This window comes from Devosia equisanguinis, from assembly GCF_900631955.1.
Taxonomy (GTDB): Bacteria; Pseudomonadota; Alphaproteobacteria; order Rhizobiales; family Devosiaceae; genus Devosia; species Devosia equisanguinis.
Genome location: NZ_UZWD01000025.1, coordinates 96,411 through 116,259 on the forward strand (window position 1 = coordinate 96,411; position 19,849 = coordinate 116,259).

The window sequence follows — 19,849 nt, forward strand, 5'->3', positions numbered from 1 at the left end:
ATGGATGCGCCGCTTCTGGAGCTGACTGAAACGCCTGATGCGGCCGATCTGGCAGCACTGGGCGCGAACCTCACGGCGTTCAACGATGCCGATGCCGGTCCCTCGGATCGGCGGCCGCTGGCGGTCTTCGTGCGCGGTGAGAATGGGCTGGTGGCGGGTCTGTCCGGCTATACGGGCTGGGGCTGGCTCTATGTGCAATGGCTCTGGGTCGATGAGAGCCAGCGCGGGCGGGGCATGGCCGGACAGCTGCTGGCAAAAGCCGAGGCAGAGGCCAGGCAGCGCGGCTGCCACGGCGCCTATATCGACACGTTTAATCCCCATGGCCTTCACGTCTACCTGAAGGCGGGCTATCAGGTCTTCGGAGAGCTGCCCGATTTTCCCAAGGGCCGCACCCGCACTTTCCTGTCCAAGAGCCTTTCATGAACCAGAGCACAAAAGGCGTCCTGCTGAGCGCCGGCGGCATTGCCATCATGTGCAGCATGGATGCCGTAGCCAAGGCGCTGGGTGCGCAGGTGTCCACCTTCCAGATCGTCTTCGTGCGCTTTCTCGGCGCCGCGATCTGGCTGGCTTTGTGGATCGTGTTGACGCGAGGGCAATGGCCAAAGCTCACGGATCTGGGACGGCAGGCCCTGCGCGGAGCACTGCTGGTGGCGACCGCCACGATGTTCTTCTACGCCGTCGGCCGCCTGCCGTTGGCGGTGGTGGCGGCGCTCGGCATGACGGCGCCGCTCTATGTGACCCTGCTCGGGGCCGTGGTGTTCAAGGAAAGGCTCAACGGGCCGGCTTGGCTGGCCTTGCTGCTCGGCGCGGTGGGTGCGGGGATCATCATTCTGGGTGGCGATGGTGCCGAGTTCGGCGCGGGTGCCGGTGAGCCGCTGGCCTGGGCCGCGGCGCTGCTGGCGCCATTCACCTATGCGCTGGTGCTGGCACTGCTGAAACATCACTCGAGCAGCGAGCAGCCGGCGGCGATGACGCTGGGTCAGTCGCTGGTGGCGGCCCTGCTGGTGCTGCCGCTGGCCTTTGGCCCATTGCCGGAGCTGACGCCGCCGACACTGGGTCTGATGGGGCTGATCGGTTTTCTCGGCGCCGCCGGCTTTGTACTGGTCATAAACGGGCTGCGGCTGATCCCCGTCTCGGTATTCGCGGTGATCGACTATACGGCTTTGCTGTGGGCGGCGGTGCTGGGCTTCGTCTTTTTCGGCGAAATTCCGCAACTGGCTTTCTGGGCCGGCGCCATTCTCATCGTCGGCGCCTGCGTGATCAATACCAGGCGCTCCGCACGGGCAGCGGCGGCCGAATAAGGCGCCGCCGGGCGTCTCAGCCGTATTTGTCTTCGTCCGGCTTTTCGATGGCGCCGCGGCTCTGCAGCTGGAAGGCGACCATGCTCCACAGCAAGGCCCAAGCGGCCCCCAGGCACCAGCCCGCCAGAATATCGCTGGGAAAATGCACGCCCATATAGAGACGGCTTAGCCCGACGATGAGGGTGAGGAAGACCGCGAGCGAGAAGATGAAGATGCGCTGCTGCCGCGTCGGCGCGAAACGCGAGAGCACGGCGCCCAGGGTCAGATAGGTTACCGCCGAAATCAGCGAATGGCCGCTCGGAAAGCTGGAGGTGAACTGGTGCGACATCACCTCGAGCTCGGGGCGGGGGCGATTGTAGCTCATCTTCAGCACGGTGCTGAGAATGGTACCGGTGACGACCGACACGGCCACCACCGCCGCCTCGATGCGCTTGTGGGCCAGCAGCAGGTAGGAGCATACCCCGATAACGATCAGCCCCAGCAGCGCAAAACTGCCCAGGGAGGTGATATCGCGCACCATTTCGTGCATCCAGGTGGGGCCGATCACCTGATTGGGGTTGGCCGGGTCGCGGAACAGCATGAGGATGGAGCGGTCGAAGGCCTCGACCTCGCCTTCGATCATCAGGTCGGCGATGAAGAGAAAGGTCAGCACCAGCCCCGAAACCAGGCCGATGGAGATCAGCAGCCTTGTCTCGTTGGTAACGAACTGGCGCAGTTTCTGGACGAGGGGGGAGCGATTGAGCGTGTCGAACATCTGCTTCTCGGTTTGCCACTGGCAACGCCTGGTGCCACCAGACGTTCCGCGCTGCCCGATCAGGCGCGGCGCGTCGCCGATCTTGTGCTGATCTCGGCGCTCGAAAGCAAGTCATCGATAAAGGCCGGGCGATGGAACAGAAAGCCCTGGCCATAGCTGATGCCGGTATGGTCCTGGAGATAGAGCAGCTCGTTCTCGGTCTCGATTCCCTCTGCCACCACGCTGACATTGAGCGCCTTGCCCAATGACTCGATGGCCCGCAGGATCGATTGGTGGTCACCGCGATTGTCGATATCCTTGATGAAGGAGCGATCGATCTTGATCTCGTCGGCAGTGATATTGGCCAAGAGCGAAAGCGAGGAATAGCCAGTGCCGAAATCATCGATGGATATGCCGATGCCGGCGCTGCGCAAATGCGGCAGAACCTGAGACTGGAAGGCCTCGGCCTTGAGGAAGGATTCCTCGGTGAGTTCGAAGGTGAAACGCTCCGCCCGGCCCGAATTGGTCAATTGGCGGATGATCTGCTTCATGAAGCCGGGGCGCGAGGCCTGGTCGGCGGAGACGTTGAAGCTGTATTTGACACTGTCGCCGAAGCGGGCGTCGAGCGCCGGCAGACGGCCCAAAAGCTCTTCGAGTTGCATGCTGGCAATGCCGTCGAGCAGGCCCAGTTCACTCGCCGGCTGCAGGAAAGTGCCGGGGGCGTGGATGTGGCCGCGTTCGTCCACCCAGCGCACCAGTACCTCAAAGCCGAGGATCTGGCGGGTGCGGGTATCGAACTTGCCCTGCAGCACGCATTTGAACCGCTGATTTTCAAAGGCCTCGCGCAGGCGCTGTTCCAGACGCAGCCGATCCGACATGGCGCGGCCCAGCGAACGGCTGAAGAATTCGGTGCCGCCCTTGGACACGGATTTGGCGCGATACATGGCGGCGTCGGCATTGCGGCGCAGCGCCTCGTAACTGGCGCCGTGGGTGGGATAGAGTGCCACCCCGATCGAACCCGAGGTCTTGATCTGCGTGCCTTCGATGTCGAAGGGCCGTTCGAGCAGCTTGTGGATGCGCGCCATCAGTGCCGAGACGTCGCGCCGTTCCTCATAGGGGTCGAGCACGACGACGAATTCGTCGCCGCTGATGCGGCCGAGAATGTCGGATTTGCGGATCTGGGAGCGAATGCGGTTGGCAACGCCGGTAAGCAGGGCATCGCCCTTGGTGTGGCCGTAGAGGTCGTTGACGCGCTTGAAGTCGTCGAGATCGATGAAGGCGAGCGCCAACTTCTCGCCCTCCGCCTTCTGGGCGAGACGGCTGTCGACCAATTCCTCGATATGGGTGCGGTTGGAAAGGCCCGTCAGCTGGTCGTGGTTGGCACGGAAGGCGAGCGTTTCCTGGCTTTCGGTGAGCTGATGCGTCAGCTGCTTGAGCCGCTGGCTTTCCACCTCGCTGCGCTGGGCGTTGCGCGCGGCGAGAGCGTGTGATGCGAGCAGGGAGAACTTGCCGGCAAGCGCCACATGCGCGCGGTCGAAGCCCGGCTCGCCTTCTTTGCGCAGCAGGATCAGCAGACCCCTGCGCCCGCGCTGACCCAGCGGCAGATACAGCGCCGGCTGATTGCTGGCGAGCCTGCCATCGCCCGACAGCCGGCAGGCATTGAGTTCGTGGCTGGACAGCGTGGTGACGATCCGCCCGCTCAGCACTTTGTTGATGCGGCTATCGGGCCGCCAACGCGATCCGGTGAGGCTGGGATCATTGGATGCCACGCAGTCGAGAATGTCCTCGCTGGGCGAGGCCTGCTCCAGCACGATGGCCAGTTGTGCCTCGAACATGGGCAGCAAGGCGTCGAAGACACTGGCAAAGGGGTCGTCGCCCCCGGGAACCACCAGCAGGGCATCGAGCGCATTGAGCAGGGTGGTGGCGTGCCCCTTTTCGCGGCGCAGCACATCGATCTCTCGCTGCATCGAGACGATGGTTTCCCGCAATTCCTCCGAATTGGCCATGTCAGCGCCCAAACGCAATTGCCGAGATCATGAGATTGCCATGGGCATTGTGTCCAAGCACCTGCCCTTGTTCGCCAAAGGTAAAGCAGCCGATAAAGGGACTGCCGTCAAAACTCTCGGCAATGGTGGTGGCGACCTCGTCCATCTGGTCGTCCACGGCCAGGCGGCAGCCGGCGCAGTAAACGACGAGACCGCCCGCAAGACTTTCAGGACCGCCCGGCAGGCCGTTGGCGGCGGCGGTGGCAACCTTGCCGGCGCGTTCGACCAGCCTGGTCTTGTCACCGCGCATGCTGAACAGGGTTGTGCCCTCGGCGATATCGGCAAAGGTGCAGAGCGAACCATCGGCCAGCACCTGGTCGGGATGGACGACGAGATAATGCGGCACATCGCCAATCTTGCCCACGTCGATACCCAATGGATGCATGGTGGTTTCCATCAGGATATTGCCACCGCCCAGCTTCTCGGCCACCGCGCCCTGGGTCCAGCGATTGTAGACCTGGGCTGCAGGCTCGCCGTCGATGGAGACGATGGTGCGACCGCGGGCGCTGGTGACGACCCCCGAACTGCCGAGCGGTTCATAGGCGACCTTGGTGACGACGCCGCTGGGGCCGGCCGGCTCGTAACCGCCCTGAAAGGCAAAGCTGATGCCGCCCGAGGAGAACAGTACCGCCACCACCAGTCCATGAGCCATGGGACCATCGGGGCCGAGTTGCCTCCAGCGTCCGGCCACGGTGTTGTCGGCAGAACTGCCGCCAATGATGGGGCAGCGGTCGCCGACGACGCGGCGCAGGCCCTCGATCACCAGCTCTTCCTGGCCGGGGGCCTGATACACCCAGACCAGTTCGGGCAGCTCGCCAGGGCAACTGGCATTCGCGAGGGCACGGTGCAGCGTCGCTTCGGCCACGCTGGCAATGTCGCCCTGCAATGAGGCAGTGGCGACGCCGTATTCTCCGTTCGGATCGATGACGGCGAGCAGGCCGATGGAGCCCTCGCCGCCCAGCCCCTGGGCGCTCATGGCGCCGCCGCATGAGGTGCCGCCGATGACGGGCACACCGGCGAAATGGTCTTCGAGAAAGGCGTGGATCAGGCGGTCGTCATGGCGTTCATCGTAGAAGATGCAGGCGAAGGATACCTGATCCCGCAGCCCGGCGCATTGCACCGACAACGATTTCAATGCCTGATCTGTCTCCTCGGCGGCTGCGACAAATGACTGAACCGAAACCATGACTTTGTGCCTTCTGGCGCTGTTATTGGTGTTCGAACAAGCGAATGCCCCAAGGCTATGGGGTCAAAGGTCAACATATACTTATGACACTTGCCTGCTCGCAGACTTCGCGCCGGAAAGGTGAATGATCTGTTTGCCTGCGCTCCTGTGTTTGTCCGCTGGCGCACGGCGCGCTTGGCCGCGATCGGGACTCTCCGCTATAGGATGAGACCGGAAAGGGCCAAGGTATGACCGAAGACAACCATGGTGCATCCTCGCAACGGCGCCAGCGCGTCACGTTGCGCACCATTGCTGAAGCCACCGGGCTCAGCCTCTCCACCGTGTCGCTGGCTTTGCGCGGCGGCTCAACTCTCAAGCAAGACACGCGCGACAAGGTCACAGAGACCGCCCGGCAGCTGGGTTATGTGCCCGATCGCGCCGGCGTGCGACTGCGCACCGGCAAGACCAATATGATTGCCCTGGTCATGGACGGAACCGAGGACTCTGTGGATTTCGCCCGGCAGATGATCCAGGGCATCGGCCAGGCGCTGAAGGGCACGGCCTATCACCTGACGGTGACGCCCGAATTCGACCGCCAGCAATCCACCGACACCATCCGGCACATCCTGCACAACCGCAATGCAGACGGCGTCATCATCACCCATACGGGCCGGCAGGACAGGCGAGTGCAACTGATGATCGAGGCGGGCTTTCCCTTTGTCAGCCATGGCCGCACCGCCTTTCAGGCGCGCCATCCCTATTACGATCTCCATGCGGAGAATTTTGCGGCGCTGGCCGTGGCGCGGCTGGCTGAAAAAGGCTGTCGGCGCGTTGCGCTGATCATTGGCGATAACACCACCATGAACTACCACAACATCGTCGGCAGTTTTCGCGACAGCACGGTCCGGCTGGGGCTCGTGGGCGAGGTGCTGGAGGGCGTGCACACGCCCGCCGACCTGCGCCAATTGGGGCTGGGTTTTGCGCAGGCGGCGCCGGATGCGCGACCGGACGGCATTATCTGCGACAGCGAAATGCGCACCATCGCGTTGATCGGCGGCTTGCAGGATGGTGGCCTGCCGCCGGGTCGCGGGATCGAGCTGATCTACAAGCAGACCTCCGGCATCCTGCCGGCGCTGTCCCCCCATCTCGATGCCATCGGCGAGGATATTCTGGGTGCCGGAGAGGCGCTGACGCGCCTGCTGCTCAGACGCATCGAGGGCGCGCTGGTAACCGAGTTGCAAGTGCTGGCCGAGCCTGTTCCGAACTGGGTCTAGTCTCTAACGCACCAACGCACCGAGCAGTCCATTGAGATCGTCGAGCACCACATCGGCGCCAAAGGTTTCCACCGGTTCGGTGACATAGCCGCCGCGTACCACGATGGCGAAGATGCCGGCGCGGCGGGCGGAGTCGATGTCAGCGGCGCTGTCGCCGACCATGGCGGCATCTTTCGGCGAGACGCCGAGACGCTCACAGGCAGCCAGCAGCATATCGGGCGCTGGCTTGAGGGTGAGACCTGCGCCATCGCCGATAATGGTGCCGAAATAGGGTCGCCAGGCGAAATGGTCGACAATGGTTTCGGTGGCAGTCAGCAGCTTATTGGTCACCAGTGCCATGGGCATGGCCTCTGCGTGCAATTGCTTCAGCACTGCCATGGCGCCCGGCATCGGCACGGTGGCACCGGTAAGATAACGGCCGTAGATTTCGTGCATGTCATTGAGCCGGGTGACCAGGCTTTGCGGGGTGAACTGACGCGCCGTATAAGCGCGCTGGACCAGCACATTGACGCCCCGGCCGATCATGCGGCGCACCTCATCGACCGAAAAGGGCGGCAGCTCGTCGAGACCCATCAGTTCGTTGAGAGCGCCGGCAATATCAGGCACGGAATCGATCAGGGTGCCGTCGAGATCGAACAGCACGGCGCGGCGACCGGAATGGCTCATAGGAATAGGCGTCCTTGCTATAGGCGGAGGGATCAGGGCGAGGCGGGCATGTGGCCGCCCAGCGCCGTGGTGATGGCGGCGGCGGTGTCGATCACCAATGCGCCGATTTCGGGGAGACGGTCGGGCGTCACGCGCGACGCCAGCCCGCTGATGGAAATGGCGCAGAAGGCTTCGCCGCGTGCATTGAACACCGGCGCGGCCACGCAGCGCAGGCCGGTGAGGAATTCCTCGTCATCGAGCGCATAGCCGCTTTGGCGCACGGTGTTGAGCGCGGCCATGAATTCGGCCTGGCCGGGCAGGGTGTGGGCGGTCAGCCGTCGCCAGGGGCCCTTGGGGAGGATTGGCGGCACCGCATCCTCGGGATAGGTGGCCAGAATGGCCTTGCCCATGCCGGTGGCATAGATGGGCGAGCGGCCGCCGACGGTGGAGGTGGCGCGCATGATCTCGCGGCTTTCCACCTGCGCCAGGGTCACCAGCTCGCCCTCTTCGATAATCCCGAGATTGGCGGTTTCACGCGTCCGATCACGCAGGGTCTTGAGGAAGGGAATGGCCACGGCGACGAAATTGCGGTGGCGGGTGAAGGCGGCGCCGACCGCAAAGGCCTGCCGCCCCACATGCCAGAGCCCGTCGCTGCGGTCGAACTCGACGAAACGCCGCTTTTGCAGCGTCGTCAGCAGGCGATGGGCGGTGGAGGCGGACAATTGGCAGCGTTCCGCCAGATCGGTGAGCCGCAATCCATCTTCGTCCTGGCCCAGCGCTTCCAGCAGGCTCAAGGCCCGTTCCACCGACTGGACCGATCCGTCGCGCTTCTCGGTCGGGGCTTTGGCTTGGGTGCTCATGAGGCGATGCTACACTGTTTTCAAAAGCACATTCCACCATGCGGAAAAGAAAAATGCCGCCAATCGACTGACCGAACGGCCAATCCTATGGCTTGAGCTGACGCATTTTGGAAGCGATGGAGCTGGCTGCCATGTCCTCTTATGTCGATCGTTCTGGCCTCAAGGTCGATGCCGGTCTCGCCACATTCGTGGAGAACGAGGCGCTGCCGGGGACCGGGGTCAATGCGGGGCAGTTCTGGGGCGGCTACGCGGCATTGCTGCGCGAGCTCGCGCCCCGCAACAAGGCGCTGCTCGAGACGCGCGACCGGTTGCAAAGCCAGATCGATGACTGGCATTGCCAGAATGGCGGCCAGGCTCTCGACCCCGCCGGTTACCGCGCCTTTCTCACCCAGATCGGCTATCTCGTGCCACAGGGTCCGAACTTCACTATAGGCACCGGCAAGGTCGATGCCGAGATCGCCACTCTGGCGGGGCCGCAACTGGTGGTGCCGGTAATGAATGCCCGCTTCGCGCTCAATGCCGCCAATGCGCGCTGGGGCAGCCTCTATGACGCGCTCTATGGCTCGGATGCCATCGAGCAATCCGGCGATCTCTTGCCGGGCAAGGGCTATAATCCGGCGCGCGGCGCGGCCGTGGTGACGCGGGCGGCGCAGTTTCTGGACCAGGCCGTTCCGCTGTCCGGCGGCAGCCATGCGGGTGCCCGTAGCTATGCCGTGATCGATGGCGCGGTGCGCGTCACGCTCGCTGACGGCACCGAGACCGGTCTCGACGATCCCAGCGCCTTTGTCGGCACGGCCGGGCAGGGCGCCACGCAGTCGCTGCTGTTCCGCCATCACCAATTGCACCTCGAACTGCAGTTCGATCCCGAGAGCCCGATCGGCAAGCTCAGCCCTTCCGGCCTCAAGGACGTGGTGGTCGAGGCGGCGCTGACGGCCATCCAGGACTGCGAGGATTCCGTCGCGGCGGTGGATGCCGAGGACAAGGTGGTGGCCTATCGCAACTGGCTGGGCCTGATGACGGGCGACCTGACCGAGAGTTTCGAAAAGGGCGGCAAGTCTATGACGCGCCGGCTCAATCCGGACCGCAGCTTCGTCGCGCCGGACGGCAAGGCGTTGACGCTGCCAGGGCGCAGTCTGCTGCTGGTGCGCAATGTCGGGCATCTGATGACCACCGATGCGGTGCTGCTGGACGGCGCTGAAACCCCCGAAGGCATTCTCGATGGCATGGTGACGAGCCTCTGCGCCATGCATGACCTGGCCAAGACCTCCGGCCCGCGCAATAGCCGCGCCGGCAGCGTCTACATCGTCAAGCCCAAGATGCATGGGCCCGAGGAAGCCGCCTTCGCCAATGATCTCTTCGACCGCATCGAGGATGTGCTGGGCCTGGCCCGCAACACGCTCAAGATCGGGGTCATGGACGAGGAGCGCCGTACCTCGGCCAATCTCAAGGAGACCATCCGCGCCGTGAAGGACCGTCTGGTGTTCATCAATACCGGCTTCCTCGACCGCACGGGTGACGAAATCCATACCTCGATGCAGGCCGGACCGGTGCTGCCCAAGAACGACATGAAGGGCTCCGCCTGGCTCTCTGCCTACGAGGACAACAATGTCGATGTGGGCCTGGCGGCCGGCCTCTCCGGTCATGCGCAGATCGGCAAGGGCATGTGGGCCAAGCCCGACGCCATGGCGGAAATGCTCGCCACCAAGGCCGGTCATCCCAAGGCCGGGGCCAACACCGCCTGGGTGCCCTCGCCAACCGCCGCCACTTTGCATGCGCTGCATTATCACGAGGTCGACGTACCCAAGGTGCAGGCGGAGCTCCGCCATCGCACGCCGGCAGACCTCGGCAAGATCCTGACCCCGCCGCTGCTTGCGGGCCGCAATCTCTCCGAAGAGGAGGTGCGGCGCGAGCTCGACAATTCCTGCCAGTCGATCCTGGGCTATGTGGTGCGCTGGATCGACCAGGGCATTGGCTGCTCCAAGGTGCCCGACATCAATGACGTGGCGCTGATGGAAGACCGCGCCACCTTGCGCATTTCAGCCCAACACCTGGCCAATTGGCTGTTGCACGGCGTCACCACGCGCGAAGCGGTCGAGGCGGCGTTCCGGCGCATGGCCGTGGCGGTGGATCAGCAGAATGAAGGCGACCCGCTCTACCAGCCCATGGCCCCGGCTTATGAGGGCATCGCCTTCAATGCGGCGCGCGAACTGGTGTTCGAAGGCGTCTCGCAACCCTCGGGCTATACCGAGCCCATCCTCCACCGCCGCCGCCGGCAAGCCAAGGCAGCGCAGCGGGGGTGACCCGGAAAGGCCCCGTGATCAGGCCTTCTTGGAGATGCGCTGGTAGGCGACCTTGGAGACGATGTTGCCCATGCCGATGGCTTCGTTGGTCTTGATGGAGTTCAGCGAATTGGCCACGGCGGCGAATTGCTGGAACCGCTCGTAGCCCGCCTTGCGGCGTTCGCGCCAGACCTGCATCTGCTCGTACGAGGACATCTGGGACATTTTGCTTACACTTGCCATGCCAAAAAGGCTGACAAGAAAAGGTTAGCAAATCCTGAACTGGCCCTAATGCTGGAAGATCACGAGGCCGGCGGCGCCTGCCATCATCGCGCCGGCGGTCTTGTTGAGGCGGCCGAGCGCCCGTTCGCTGCGGAACAGTTCGCGCGCCGCCGAAGCCAGCCAGGCATAGCCGCAGGCAATCACCAGCAGCACCACGACCACGATGGTGGTGAGTTCGATGAAGGCAACGGGGTTCATCTCGCCCAGCGGCACCACCGAGGGCAGGATGGCGAGGTAGAAGACGATGGTCTTGGGATTGCCCATGGTCAGCGAAAAGCCGGCAAGGAAGGTCTTCCAAGGGTCTTCGTTCTTGGGCTTCATCTGTTCGGAGCCGGGGCGGGCGGTCCAGAATTTGTAAGCGATATAAAGGAGATAAGCGGCACCCGCCCAGCGCACCACGGTGAAGACCGGGCCGAACCAAGTGGCGATGGCGGCAAGGCCGAAGACGGCGAACAGGAAATAGACGAGGTCGCCCGCCAGAATGCCCAGCACCATGGGGAAGGCGCCCTTGAAGCCGCCGCCCAGCGCCCGCGCCACCACGGCGGCCACGCCCGGCCCCGGAACCAGCACCGCAATGGCATAGGCAATGGTGAAGGTGGTGAGGGTGAAAACGTCCATCTGCCGGCATCCCGAAATTAGCGGGCGGACCCTACTCCCCGGCTCGCCGATTTGCCAGAGCGCTTGACGTTGCCTTTTCACGCATTATGTTCTGCGCATCGCAACCCGACCGGACGGTACGCAATGGATCGCATCCTCAACGCAAAGCCCACCTGCATTGCCCTTGAGGAAATCTCGATCCATGCCTTTTTCCATTACCCTGTCGCGGTTGACCTATAGCGGTCCTGATAGCCGCACTCTCTTTTCCAATCTTGATCTCAGCTTCGGTGCCGGGCGCACTGGCCTTGTCGGCCGCAATGGCGTCGGCAAGACCACGCTTCTGCGCCTGATCTCAGGCGAGCTCACCCCCACCTCCGGCAGCATAGCGGTGAGCGGGCGCCTTGGCGTTTTGCGTCAGGAGGTGCAGCCGGGTCCCGAGGACACCATTGCCGATCTGTTCGGCGTACGGGCGGGTCTGGAGCTGCTCGAACGCGCGATGGCGGGCGAGGCCGATGCCGAGGCGCTGGCCGAGGTGGACTGGACGCTCGATGCGCGGCTGGCTGAAGCGCTGGCCGGATTGCAGCTCGATGTGTCTGCACAGACATTGCTCTCGACGCTCTCGGGCGGGCAGCGCACGCGCGCGGCACTGGCGGCTTTGGTGTTCGACGCGCCCGACATAATCCTCCTCGATGAGCCGACCAATAATCTCGATGCCGAGGGCCGGCTGGCAGTGGCCAGGATGCTGAAGTCCTGGCGCGGCGCGGCCGTGGTCATCAGCCACGACCGCACGCTGCTCGACACCATGGATGCCATTGTCGAGCTCACCAGCCTCGGCGCCAGCACTTATGGCGGCAATTACACGCTCTATCGCGAGCGCAAGGCGCTGGAGCTGGCTTCGGCGCAGCACGATTTCGATGTTGCCGACCGGCAGGTCCGGGATGCGGCACGGGCGGCACAGGAGGCCCGCGAGCGGCAGGAAAAACGCAATGCCTCGGGCAAGCGGACGGCCGCCAAGGGCGGCATACCGCGCATCCTGCTCGGCGGGCTCAAGCGCCGGGCCGAGGAAACGACCGGCGGTCTCGACCGGCTGGCCGAAAGGCAGACCGACGCCGCCCGGGCGGAGGCGGAGACGGCGCGGGCCCGTATCGAGGTGTTGGCGCCCTTCGCGGTAAAACTGCCGTCGAGCGGACTACATGCGGGCAAGCTGGTGCTGCGCGCCACCGATCTCAGCGGCGGCTATGACACCGAGCATCCGATCATCCGCAATGCTGCATTCGAGATCATCGGTCCGGAGCGTGTCGCCATCACCGGCCCAAACGGCGCGGGCAAGACCACGCTCCTGAAACTGCTGACCGGCCAGCTGCCGCCTAGCAGCGGCACCGTGACGCTTGGCGGCGAGATGGCGCTGCTCGACCAGCAGGTCGGCCTGCTCGACCGCAGCCAGTCCATTCTCGACAATTTCCGCCGCATCAATCCTGATAGTCCGATCAATGACTGCCGGGCGCTGCTCGCCGCCTTCAAGTTCCGCAACGATGCGGCGCTGCAAATGGTGGGCACGCTGAGCGGCGGTGAGATGCTGCGCGCCGGCCTCGCCTGTGCGCTCGGTGGCACGCGGCCGCCCATTCTGGTGGTGCTGGACGAGCCGACCAACCACCTCGATATCGAGGCCATCGAAGTGGTGGAAGCGGGCCTCCGCGCCTATGACGGCGCGCTCCTCGTCATCAGCCACGACCGGACATTTCTAAACAATATCGGGGTGGAACGGGAGGTGGTTCTGGGGTGAGGGTGGTGAGTAGACAACGCTTCAAACATTCAGGACGTCACCCTCGGGCTTGACCCGAGGGGCCTGTACTTGGCCGAGGCATCCAAAAGTTGAGAACCCTCGGCTCAAGGCCGAGGGTGACGATCGGTGGGTGTGTGACGCATCTGACCTCCCAAGGTTGGGCCGTCACTGCTGCTCTTGTGTTGGAGCGGGCGACCCTAGATCGTTTCACGTTCTGGCTGACGCGGCTCTATCGCCCCCTCCCCCCTTGAGGGGGAGGGCCGGGGTGGGGGGTGGTTCAGTGATTCACTGATGGACCCCCACCCTCAATCCCTCCCCTCAAGGGGGAGGGAGGCGAAAGCGCCCTGAGTCCACCTTGGTTGGAAATGGTCTAGGTTTTTGTAACTTGGCGGGGAGAGCCCTGCGCTGAGGTGCTTCCACTATTGGGAAAACGCTCCCCACTGGCACCCCACACCATGCCGCCCTCGGGCTTGACCCGAGGGCCAGTTGCGGAGCCAAAGGCCCCTTGAACCCTAGACGGCGGTGAGGGGCGTCCGGGGTCCGAGCGCAGACCAACGGGGCATTCAAAACACGCCCGGCAATCACCCCTTGCGCCGCTTGGCCTTTTTCGCCGCGGCCTTGGCGCGGTTTTCCGCCACGCGCGCCTCGACGATCCTGGTGATCAACGCATCCGGTGGCAGCGCGTCGGGTGGGAATTGCAGTGTGCCCTTGGAGGTGCGCCAGGGAGCTATTTCTGCTTCCATGCCAAGGAACACGGCATTGCCCATCGGAAACAGCGAGCAGTGCTTCTTGAAGGCGCAATAGGCGACCAGGGCCCCATCAAGAGCGATGCCGGGCATGGCATAGGTGATGACTTCCTCGGCCTGTGGCGCCGCAGTGCGGATCACGGCGCGCAGATGGCTCAGCGCCGCGCGGAAGGGTGGCTCCAGCCCGTCAAGATAGGCATCGATGCGGACCGTGGCATCGGTCTCTTCGCTCATCCTCTCCTCCTTCTGCGCCCCGTCACTTTATTGTTCAGTTGCGCGCGCAAAAGGGAAGGCCTATCTCGGAGACGATATTGAACGGGGTGTGAAATGGCCGGTCCAGCACAGCGCAGGCAGTCGGTTGGCGTCAATGTCGGTGGCGTCATGGTGGGCGGCGGCGCGCCGGTCGTGGTGCAATCCATGACCAATACGGACACTGCCGATATCGATGCGACCGTAAAACAGGTCATGCAGCTGGCCCGCGCCGGCTCGGAAATCGTGCGCATTACCGTCGATCGCGACGAGAGCGCCGCGGCCGTACCCATCATCCGCGATCGCCTGGCCTTTATGGGCTATGACGTGCCGCTGGTGGGTGACTTCCACTATATCGGCCACAAGCTGCTGACCGACCATCCGGCCTGTGCCGAGGCTCTGGCCAAGTACCGCATCAATCCGGGCAATGTGGGGTTCAAGGCCAAGCGCGACACGCAATTCGCGACGCTGATCGAGATCGCCAACCGCTATGACAAGCCGGTGCGCATCGGGGTCAATTGGGGCTCGCTGGATGAAGAACTGCTCACCCGGCTGATGGACGAGAATGCCGTCTCGGCCAATCCGATTTCGGCCGCCGCCGTGCAGCGCGAAGCGATCATCCAGTCGGCGCTGCTCTCGGCCGCTCGTGCAGAAGAGCTGGGCATGCGCCGCGACCAGATACTGCTCTCCACCAAGGTTTCCGACGTCCAGCACCTGATCGCGGTCTATCAGGACCTCGCCGCGCGCTGCGACTATGCGCTCCATCTCGGTCTCACCGAGGCGGGCATGGGCTCCAAGGGCATCGTCGCTTCATCAGCCGCGCTGGGCATCCTCTTGCAGCAGGGCATTGGCGACACCATCCGCATTTCGCTCACGCCAGAGCCGGGCGGGGATCGCACCACCGAGGTCAAGGTGGCGCAGGAATTGCTGCAGACCATGGGCTTTCGGCAGTTCCTGCCGGTTGTCGCCGCCTGCCCGGGCTGCGGCCGCACCACCTCGACGACGTTCCAGACCCTGGCCAAGGATATCCAGGATCACCTCAACACCTCGATGCCGGAATGGCGCGAGCGCTATCCGGGCGTCGAGACGCTGTCGGTGGCGGTGATGGGCTGCATCGTTAATGGGCCGGGCGAGAGCAAGCATGCCAATATCGGCATTTCGCTGCCCGGTACTGGGGAAACCCCGGCCGCGCCGGTGTTTGTCGATGGCGAGAAGGTGGCCACGCTGCGCGGGGCAGACGTGGCCGACCAGTTCAAGGTGATGGTGGCCGACTATATCGAAAAGAAGTTCGGCACTGGCCGGCAGGACGCCGCCGAATGATGAACGAACGCAATCAGCGCCGACTGTTCTGGATGGCCATGCTGTTGCTCGTGCTGGGCGGGCTCAAGCTGATGGGCCAGATCTGATCTATTCGGCGTCCTGCGACATCACCATGACAGGCAGCTCGCCGCCGATCTCGACGGTCTTGGCTTGCTTGTCGAAGACGCAGATAATGGCGCCCTCGCCGCCGCTCGGAAAGGCGCCGGAGACCAGTGCAAGCCCATAGCTCTCGCTGCCGAAAGGATCGACCGTCGCCGTGGGTTCGGTGAAGACGCCTTTAGTCGCGGTGAGGCAGGCATCCTCCACCTCTTTGGCGAATTCGGCCCAGGCGTCGTCCGACGCAGCGGTGGCGAGGGAGACGCCGCCAAGGGTGATGGCAAGGATGGCGAGGGGTTTCAGCATGATGTGGTCCTGGTTGCGCAGAAAGCTATGCTGACCGCACAATCAGGCATTTTCTTGCCATTCGGGCAGCGGAAACACCCGATCATAGGCCCAGTTGAAGACGAAGGCATAGGCCATATAGAAAACCGCCAGCGCGATATCCATGACCAGCGCCTGCCAGATCGAAATCTGCAGATACCAGGCGATGGCCGGCAGCATGATGGCGAGCAGGCCCAACTCGAAGAACACCGCATGGGCGACGCGAATGGGCGTGGTCTTTTCGGTGGTGCGGCGCACGCGCACCATCAGATGGTCGAAGCCAAGATTGTAAACATAGTTCCAGATCATGGCGACGGTGGCGCTGGCCACGACGATGACGGCGCTGTTTTCACCGGGCAGGTGGAAGGCGAAGGCGGCCAAGGGGGTCGCCAGAATAATGCCTATGACTTCGAAGGAAATGGCGTGGCGGATACGGTCGGCGGTGGTGCGCATGGCGCTCTCCAAAACTGCCGGGCCGTCCCGAAACGATACCCATGACGGGGGAGGTCGTCCTCACGCGGGGAGATATAGGACAGGGCGGCTAAGGCGGCAAGATCGCCGGGGCATATCCGATATTCTAGGGGCGCAGGGCAAAGATACCCGCTCGCACCAAAGCGGCGGAGCCCATGTCAGGCACGTCATACGCGCCAATCTGCTCGATCCGGTCGCGTGGCAGGTCGCGGCGAAAGGGATCGCCGATAAGAACAGTGGCGCCGCGGGCGGCATGGGCGGCAAGCGTCGGCAGCGTGCGCGCGGCGACATCGGCGTCATAAAAGACGTCGCCGGCAAGGACGATGTCAGCCGCGGCGTCGGCATTGGCCGATGTTATGCGCACGCCATTGGCGTCGGCATTGAGCGCCAGTGCTGTCTGCCCCAAGGGGTCGGGCTCGAAGGACAGCACCTTAGTCGCGCCGGCCTTGGCGGCCGCGATGCCAACGAGGCCTGAGCCCGCCCCGAAATCCAGCACCGAGCGGCCGTCCACGATCTCCTGATGGTCGCGGAGATACAGCGCCAGGGCGGCCCCACCTGCCCAGGCATAGGCCCAAAAAGGCGGGTCATCGGTGCGGCCCTGGCTGGCCAGAAAGGCGATCAGGCCTGACTTCGGCGTGGGTTGATGCAGCGCGATATCGGGACGGAAGGAGAGCGGCACCAAAGGCAGGCGCGTGCGGATAAAGTCTGCTGGCGAGGGGCCTATTCCGGCAGCTGGCACGCATCCACCCATTGTCTGCCGCACAGCTCGGCCAGGCGCTCGACCGAAAGTTTGACCGAGGCATGGGTGTCGCCGCCGGCCGGCAGCACCTGGTCGTAGATCTTGAGCGAGACGTCGAGATAGATCGGCAGCGGCGCCGGCAGGCCGAAGGGGCACACCCCGCCCACTTCATGGCTGGTCAGCCGCAGCACATCCTCGGCGCCCAGCATGCGCGGGCGGCCGCCAAAGGCGGACTTGGATTTGGCATTGTCGAGCCGCGCATCGCCGCGCGTGACGAGCAGAAATTCTTCGTCTCGCACCCGGATGCACAAGGTCTTGGCGATCTGGCCCGGCTCGACCCCATGCACTTCGGCGGCCAGTTGCACGGTGGCGGTCGAGGCCTCGGTGACGATGACCGAGAGGTCGGGGGCGCGGGCGGCGAGATCGGTTTGGACGGAAGAAAGGCTCATTGGGATAGCTCTAAAACTCTGATGGACGTCATTGCCCGGCTTGACCGGGCATTCCAGCGTCCTGGGCATGGACCCCAAGGTCAAGCCGGGTGGCGACGATCGTTGGGGCTTGGCTCAAAACAAGCTCGCCAGCCGGTTTTCGTATTTGAACCGCGTCTTGTCGCGGATGGGCGTGGTGAGTGCCCGGCTCATGAAATCGCGCGGGATATCGGCCACGCCGTCAAAGCCCATGAGTTCGGCCACCGAAATGCGCTCGCCGGCAAAGGGCATTGCGATCACCGCCATGCCCGCCGCGACGCTGCCAGGCTGGAGCACCCGGCAATAGGCGCCGGGCCGCCGGGCCTTGTGGAAGCGTTTCAGCCAGCGCGGATCGCCCATCTTGGCGGAAAAGGTCATGCAGGGCGTGCGGTGATAACTCACTTCCAGCACGCAATCGCCGATGGCGAAGCGGTCGCCAATGCAGGCCGAGGCGCTGTCTGGTCCTTCAATGGTGACGTTTTCGCCGAAGAGGCCGGGAAAGGTTGTTACGCCTTGGTCGGCCCAAAAGTCGTAATCGGCCTGGAAATAGACATAGATGGCCTGGTCCACGCCGCCATGGTGGCGCCGGTCGGCAATGACATCGCCAGGAATGCCGTCGCGGGTGATGGCGACCGGGCCGGATACGGGCTCCTTATAGATGCCCGTGAGCGTGCCGGTGCCGGGGATGTTGCGCGGCGCGCCGATATTGACGCTGAGGAGGCTGGCCATGCTCATTTTTCCCGGCTGGCGAAATAGCGCGCCGTGGCGCGCAGGCCATCGGCCCTGGGGCCAAAGGTGCGCAGCGCCGAAACGGCTTCGCTAACAGTGCGGTCCAGCATTTCCCTGGCGCCCTCGAGCCCGAGCCGGGCGACCACGGTCTGCTTTCCCGCCTCGGCATCCTTGCCGGTGGCCTTGCCCATGGTTTCGGGAGTTGCCGTCACGTCCAATATGTCGTCGGCCAATTGGAAGGCACGGCCGGCGGCCTCGGCATAGGCGGTGAGCGCGGAAAGGGCGCGGGCATCCGCACCGCCGATCAGCGCGCCCATCCGCACCGAGGCCCGGATCAGGGCGCCGGTTTTCATCGCCTGCATGACGGCGATCTCGGCCTCGGTAAAACCGCCCTTTTCCCCCTCGATATCACGCATCTGCCCGCCCACCATGCCGCCGGTGCCAGACCCAGCCGCCAGTTCGGCCACCAGCCGAATGCGCACTTCGGCATCGGGGTGGGTTCCGGGATTGGCGAGCAGCGCAAAGGCCTCAGTGAGCAATGCGTCGCCGGCAAGGATAGCGGTGGCCTCGTCGAAGGCCTTGTGCACGGTCGGTCGGCCGCGTCGCAGATCGTCATCGTCCATGGCCGGCAGGTCGTCATGGATCAGCGAATAGCAATGGATCATTTCCACGGCGAGCCCTGCGGGCAGGGCCTGTTCACGCGGCACTGAGAAAATGGCGGCCGCTTGCCGCACCAGCAGCGGCCGCAGGCGCTTGCCACCTTCGAGGCTGCCATGGCGCATCGCCGCAATGACGCGGTCGGCAGCCGGGCCGGGGCCGGACAGGCGCGCGCCGGTCAGGTATTCGGACAGCCCGGCCTCCACGGCGCGGGCGCAATCGGCACTGTCGGCAGCAAAGTCATACATGGAGGTGTTGCTAGCCCTTTGCCGCAGGGGCGGCAAGGGGTGAGGGCTTGCATCCGCTTCGCGAGCCGGTCATGAACACCCATGGCTCGCCGCATTCGCAAATTCTGGCGCTTCCTGCGCATTCCCCTCGGCATTCTGGCTGTGCTGGTGGCCATTCCGCTGCTGCTGACCCCGCTTTACCTGGTGGTGCAGCCGGTCTCGGTGCCCATGCTGGAGCGCTATGTCACCGGGCGGCCGGTGGTGCGCGTTTGGCGCGATATCGACGACATTTCCGACCGGCTGAAGGCCGCCATCATCCTGTCCGAAGATGGCCAGTTCTGCCGCCATTGGGGCATCGATCTCGGCGCCTTGCGCGATGAGGTCGACAATTACCTCGCCGGCCGGGAAACGCGCGGCGCCTCGACCATCACCATGCAGGTGGCGCGCAATCTCTTCCTCTGGAACCGGCAGAGCGCTTTGCGCAAGGCGCTGGAAGTGCCGCTGGCCGCCTATATCGACCTGGTCATGCCCAAGAAGCGGATCATGGAGATCTATCTCAACATCGCCGAATGGGGCCCTTCGGGGCAGTTCGGCGTCGCCGCCGGTTCCGAACATGCCTTCGGGCGGGAGCCGCAGAACCTGGACTGGCAGACGGCGAGCCTTCTCGCCGTGACCCTGCCCAATCCCCTGGTTCGCAATCCCGCCCGGCCCAATGCCGGCCTCAGCCGCGTTGCTTCCATCGTCGAGGAGCGTACGCGCCAATATGGCGACCGCGCCGCCTGCGTCGGCAAGGATGGACGGCTGGCCTTGTGAGCTTGAAGGTCGATGGATGCTTTTGTATATATTCTTTCGAAGGAGAG

21 protein-coding genes are annotated in these 19,849 nt (G+C 64.3%); 7 read left to right on the forward strand and 14 right to left on the reverse strand.

What is annotated here, in order from left to right:
- Nucleotides 1–423, forward strand: coding sequence for a GNAT family N-acetyltransferase (locus DEVEQU_RS09955; RefSeq protein WP_126150419.1), 423 nt, complete (start codon nt 1–3; stop codon nt 421–423).
- Nucleotides 420–1,301, forward strand: coding sequence for a DMT family transporter (locus DEVEQU_RS09960; protein ID WP_126150420.1), 882 nt, complete (start codon nt 420–422; stop codon nt 1,299–1,301). The genes DEVEQU_RS09955 and DEVEQU_RS09960 overlap by 4 nt, the downstream gene beginning before the upstream one ends.
- A gap of 16 nt (nt 1,302–1,317) precedes the next feature.
- Here the strand turns inward: DEVEQU_RS09960 and DEVEQU_RS09965 are convergent, their stop codons facing one another.
- Genes DEVEQU_RS09965 through DEVEQU_RS09975 form a run of 3 tightly spaced genes read right to left on the reverse strand, consistent with a single transcriptional unit; the run spans nt 1,318 to nt 5,214 of the window.
- Nucleotides 1,318–2,055 (reverse strand): phosphatase PAP2 family protein, encoded by a 738-nt coding sequence (locus tag DEVEQU_RS09965; RefSeq protein ID WP_126150421.1) that lies wholly within the window; start codon nt 2,053–2,055, stop codon nt 1,318–1,320.
- A 59-nt stretch (nt 2,056–2,114) separates the two neighbouring features.
- Nucleotides 2,115–4,040, reverse strand: coding sequence for a putative bifunctional diguanylate cyclase/phosphodiesterase (locus DEVEQU_RS09970; RefSeq protein WP_126150422.1), 1,926 nt, complete (start codon nt 4,038–4,040; stop codon nt 2,115–2,117).
- Nucleotide 4,041: 1 nt separating this feature from the next.
- Entirely contained in the window at nt 4,042–5,214 is a 1,173-nt protein-coding gene (locus DEVEQU_RS09975; protein ID WP_223214166.1) for an FIST signal transduction protein, read from the reverse strand.
- 278 nt (nt 5,215–5,492) lie between these two features.
- Between DEVEQU_RS09975 and DEVEQU_RS09980 the strand changes: the two genes are divergently transcribed.
- Nucleotides 5,493–6,518, forward strand: coding sequence for a LacI family transcriptional regulator (locus tag DEVEQU_RS09980; protein ID WP_126150424.1), 1,026 nt, complete (start codon nt 5,493–5,495; stop codon nt 6,516–6,518).
- A gap of 3 nt (nt 6,519–6,521) precedes the next feature.
- Here DEVEQU_RS09980 and DEVEQU_RS09985 read toward each other — a convergent pair whose 3' ends face one another.
- Together DEVEQU_RS09985 and DEVEQU_RS09990 are read right to left on the reverse strand one after the other, a co-directional pair.
- Complete coding sequence (locus tag DEVEQU_RS09985) at nt 6,522–7,184, reverse strand: HAD-IA family hydrolase (RefSeq protein WP_126150425.1); 663 nt, start codon at nt 7,182–7,184, stop codon at nt 6,522–6,524.
- 32 nt (nt 7,185–7,216) lie between these two features.
- Nucleotides 7,217–8,023, reverse strand: a complete 807-nt coding sequence (locus DEVEQU_RS09990) for an IclR family transcriptional regulator (RefSeq protein WP_126150426.1) — start codon at nt 8,021–8,023, stop codon at nt 7,217–7,219.
- 131 nt (nt 8,024–8,154) lie between these two features.
- Here DEVEQU_RS09990 and DEVEQU_RS09995 point away from each other — a divergent pair, with 131 nt between their 5' ends.
- Entirely contained in the window at nt 8,155–10,323 is a 2,169-nt protein-coding gene (locus DEVEQU_RS09995) for a malate synthase G (protein ID WP_126150427.1), read from the forward strand.
- 18 nt (nt 10,324–10,341) lie between these two features.
- Here the strand turns inward: DEVEQU_RS09995 and DEVEQU_RS10000 are convergent, their stop codons facing one another.
- Complete coding sequence (locus DEVEQU_RS10000; protein WP_126150428.1) at nt 10,342–10,527, reverse strand: hypothetical protein; 186 nt, start codon at nt 10,525–10,527, stop codon at nt 10,342–10,344.
- Between the two features lie 63 nt (nt 10,528–10,590).
- Nucleotides 10,591–11,202 (reverse strand): LysE family translocator, encoded by a 612-nt coding sequence (locus tag DEVEQU_RS10005; RefSeq protein ID WP_126150429.1) that lies wholly within the window; start codon nt 11,200–11,202, stop codon nt 10,591–10,593.
- A 181-nt stretch (nt 11,203–11,383) separates the two neighbouring features.
- On the opposite strand from DEVEQU_RS10005, the gene DEVEQU_RS10010 reads away from it, so the two are divergent.
- Nucleotides 11,384–12,964: an ABC-F family ATP-binding cassette domain-containing protein gene (locus tag DEVEQU_RS10010; protein ID WP_126150430.1), complete on the forward strand. Its 1,581-nt coding sequence runs from the start codon at nt 11,384–11,386 to the stop codon at nt 12,962–12,964.
- 581 nt (nt 12,965–13,545) lie between these two features.
- On the opposite strand, the gene DEVEQU_RS10015 is transcribed toward DEVEQU_RS10010, so the two are convergent.
- Nucleotides 13,546–13,944: an iron chaperone gene (locus tag DEVEQU_RS10015; RefSeq protein ID WP_126150431.1), complete on the reverse strand. Its 399-nt coding sequence runs from the start codon at nt 13,942–13,944 to the stop codon at nt 13,546–13,548.
- A 93-nt stretch (nt 13,945–14,037) separates the two neighbouring features.
- Here DEVEQU_RS10015 and ispG point away from each other — a divergent pair, with 93 nt between their 5' ends.
- Complete coding sequence (gene ispG / locus DEVEQU_RS10020; RefSeq protein ID WP_126150432.1) at nt 14,038–15,279, forward strand: flavodoxin-dependent (E)-4-hydroxy-3-methylbut-2-enyl-diphosphate synthase; 1,242 nt, start codon at nt 14,038–14,040, stop codon at nt 15,277–15,279.
- Nucleotides 15,280–15,366: 87 nt separating this feature from the next.
- Here ispG and DEVEQU_RS10025 read toward each other — a convergent pair whose 3' ends face one another.
- The 6 genes from DEVEQU_RS10025 to DEVEQU_RS10050 all read right to left on the reverse strand — a co-directional run bounded on the left by DEVEQU_RS10025 (nt 15,367) and on the right by DEVEQU_RS10050 (nt 19,010).
- Nucleotides 15,367–15,681, reverse strand: a complete 315-nt coding sequence (locus DEVEQU_RS10025; RefSeq protein ID WP_126150433.1) for a hypothetical protein — start codon at nt 15,679–15,681, stop codon at nt 15,367–15,369.
- Nucleotides 15,682–15,723: 42 nt separating this feature from the next.
- Entirely contained in the window at nt 15,724–16,152 is a 429-nt protein-coding gene (locus DEVEQU_RS10030; protein WP_126150434.1) for a PACE efflux transporter, read from the reverse strand.
- Nucleotides 16,153–16,276: 124 nt separating this feature from the next.
- Entirely contained in the window at nt 16,277–16,909 is a 633-nt protein-coding gene (locus DEVEQU_RS10035; RefSeq protein ID WP_223214167.1) for a class I SAM-dependent methyltransferase, read from the reverse strand.
- Complete coding sequence (locus DEVEQU_RS10040; RefSeq protein ID WP_126150436.1) at nt 16,891–17,358, reverse strand: YbaK/EbsC family protein; 468 nt, start codon at nt 17,356–17,358, stop codon at nt 16,891–16,893. Before DEVEQU_RS10040 ends, DEVEQU_RS10035 begins: the two co-directional genes overlap by 19 nt.
- A gap of 114 nt (nt 17,359–17,472) precedes the next feature.
- Entirely contained in the window at nt 17,473–18,105 is a 633-nt protein-coding gene (locus tag DEVEQU_RS10045; RefSeq protein WP_164550340.1) for an MOSC domain-containing protein, read from the reverse strand.
- 2 nt (nt 18,106–18,107) lie between these two features.
- The gene (locus tag DEVEQU_RS10050; RefSeq protein ID WP_126150438.1) at nt 18,108–19,010 is read right to left on the reverse strand and encodes a polyprenyl synthetase family protein; all 903 of its coding nucleotides are present in this window, start codon (nt 19,008–19,010) and stop codon (nt 18,108–18,110) included.
- 81 nt (nt 19,011–19,091) lie between these two features.
- On the opposite strand from DEVEQU_RS10050, the gene DEVEQU_RS10055 reads away from it, so the two are divergent.
- Nucleotides 19,092–19,802, forward strand: coding sequence for a biosynthetic peptidoglycan transglycosylase (locus DEVEQU_RS10055; protein WP_126150439.1), 711 nt, complete (start codon nt 19,092–19,094; stop codon nt 19,800–19,802).
- Nucleotides 19,803–19,849 lie beyond the last annotated feature (47 nt).

Coding starts and splice junctions, on each gene's coding strand:
- DEVEQU_RS09985 (WP_126150425.1), bottom strand. CDS start 7,184: ATGAGCCATTCCGGTCGCCGCGCCGTGCTGTTCGATCTCGACGGCACC.
- ispG (WP_126150432.1), top strand. CDS start 14,038: ATGGCCGGTCCAGCACAGCGCAGGCAGTCGGTTGGCGTCAATGTCGGT.
- DEVEQU_RS10050 (WP_126150438.1), bottom strand. CDS start 19,010: ATGTATGACTTTGCTGCCGACAGTGCCGATTGCGCCCGCGCCGTGGAG.
- DEVEQU_RS10025 (WP_126150433.1), bottom strand. CDS start 15,681: ATGCTGAAACCCCTCGCCATCCTTGCCATCACCCTTGGCGGCGTCTCC.
- DEVEQU_RS09965 (WP_126150421.1), bottom strand. CDS start 2,055: ATGTTCGACACGCTCAATCGCTCCCCCCTCGTCCAGAAACTGCGCCAG.
- DEVEQU_RS10010 (WP_126150430.1), top strand. CDS start 11,384: ATGCCTTTTTCCATTACCCTGTCGCGGTTGACCTATAGCGGTCCTGAT.
- DEVEQU_RS10000 (WP_126150428.1), bottom strand. CDS start 10,527: ATGTCCCAGATGTCCTCGTACGAGCAGATGCAGGTCTGGCGCGAACGC.
- DEVEQU_RS09990 (WP_126150426.1), bottom strand. CDS start 8,023: ATGAGCACCCAAGCCAAAGCCCCGACCGAGAAGCGCGACGGATCGGTC.
- DEVEQU_RS09980 (WP_126150424.1), top strand. CDS start 5,493: ATGACCGAAGACAACCATGGTGCATCCTCGCAACGGCGCCAGCGCGTC.
- DEVEQU_RS09970 (WP_126150422.1), bottom strand. CDS start 4,040: ATGGCCAATTCGGAGGAATTGCGGGAAACCATCGTCTCGATGCAGCGA.
- DEVEQU_RS10040 (WP_126150436.1), bottom strand. CDS start 17,358: ATGAGCCTTTCTTCCGTCCAAACCGATCTCGCCGCCCGCGCCCCCGAC.
- DEVEQU_RS10045 (WP_164550340.1), bottom strand. CDS start 18,105: ATGGCCAGCCTCCTCAGCGTCAATATCGGCGCGCCGCGCAACATCCCC.
- DEVEQU_RS10030 (WP_126150434.1), bottom strand. CDS start 16,152: ATGCGCACCACCGCCGACCGTATCCGCCACGCCATTTCCTTCGAAGTC.
- DEVEQU_RS09995 (WP_126150427.1), top strand. CDS start 8,155: ATGTCCTCTTATGTCGATCGTTCTGGCCTCAAGGTCGATGCCGGTCTC.
- DEVEQU_RS10015 (WP_126150431.1), bottom strand. CDS start 13,944: ATGAGCGAAGAGACCGATGCCACGGTCCGCATCGATGCCTATCTTGAC.
- DEVEQU_RS09960 (WP_126150420.1), top strand. CDS start 420: ATGAACCAGAGCACAAAAGGCGTCCTGCTGAGCGCCGGCGGCATTGCC.
- DEVEQU_RS10005 (WP_126150429.1), bottom strand. CDS start 11,202: ATGGACGTTTTCACCCTCACCACCTTCACCATTGCCTATGCCATTGCG.
- DEVEQU_RS09955 (WP_126150419.1), top strand. CDS start 1: ATGGATGCGCCGCTTCTGGAGCTGACTGAAACGCCTGATGCGGCCGAT.
- DEVEQU_RS10055 (WP_126150439.1), top strand. CDS start 19,092: ATGGCTCGCCGCATTCGCAAATTCTGGCGCTTCCTGCGCATTCCCCTC.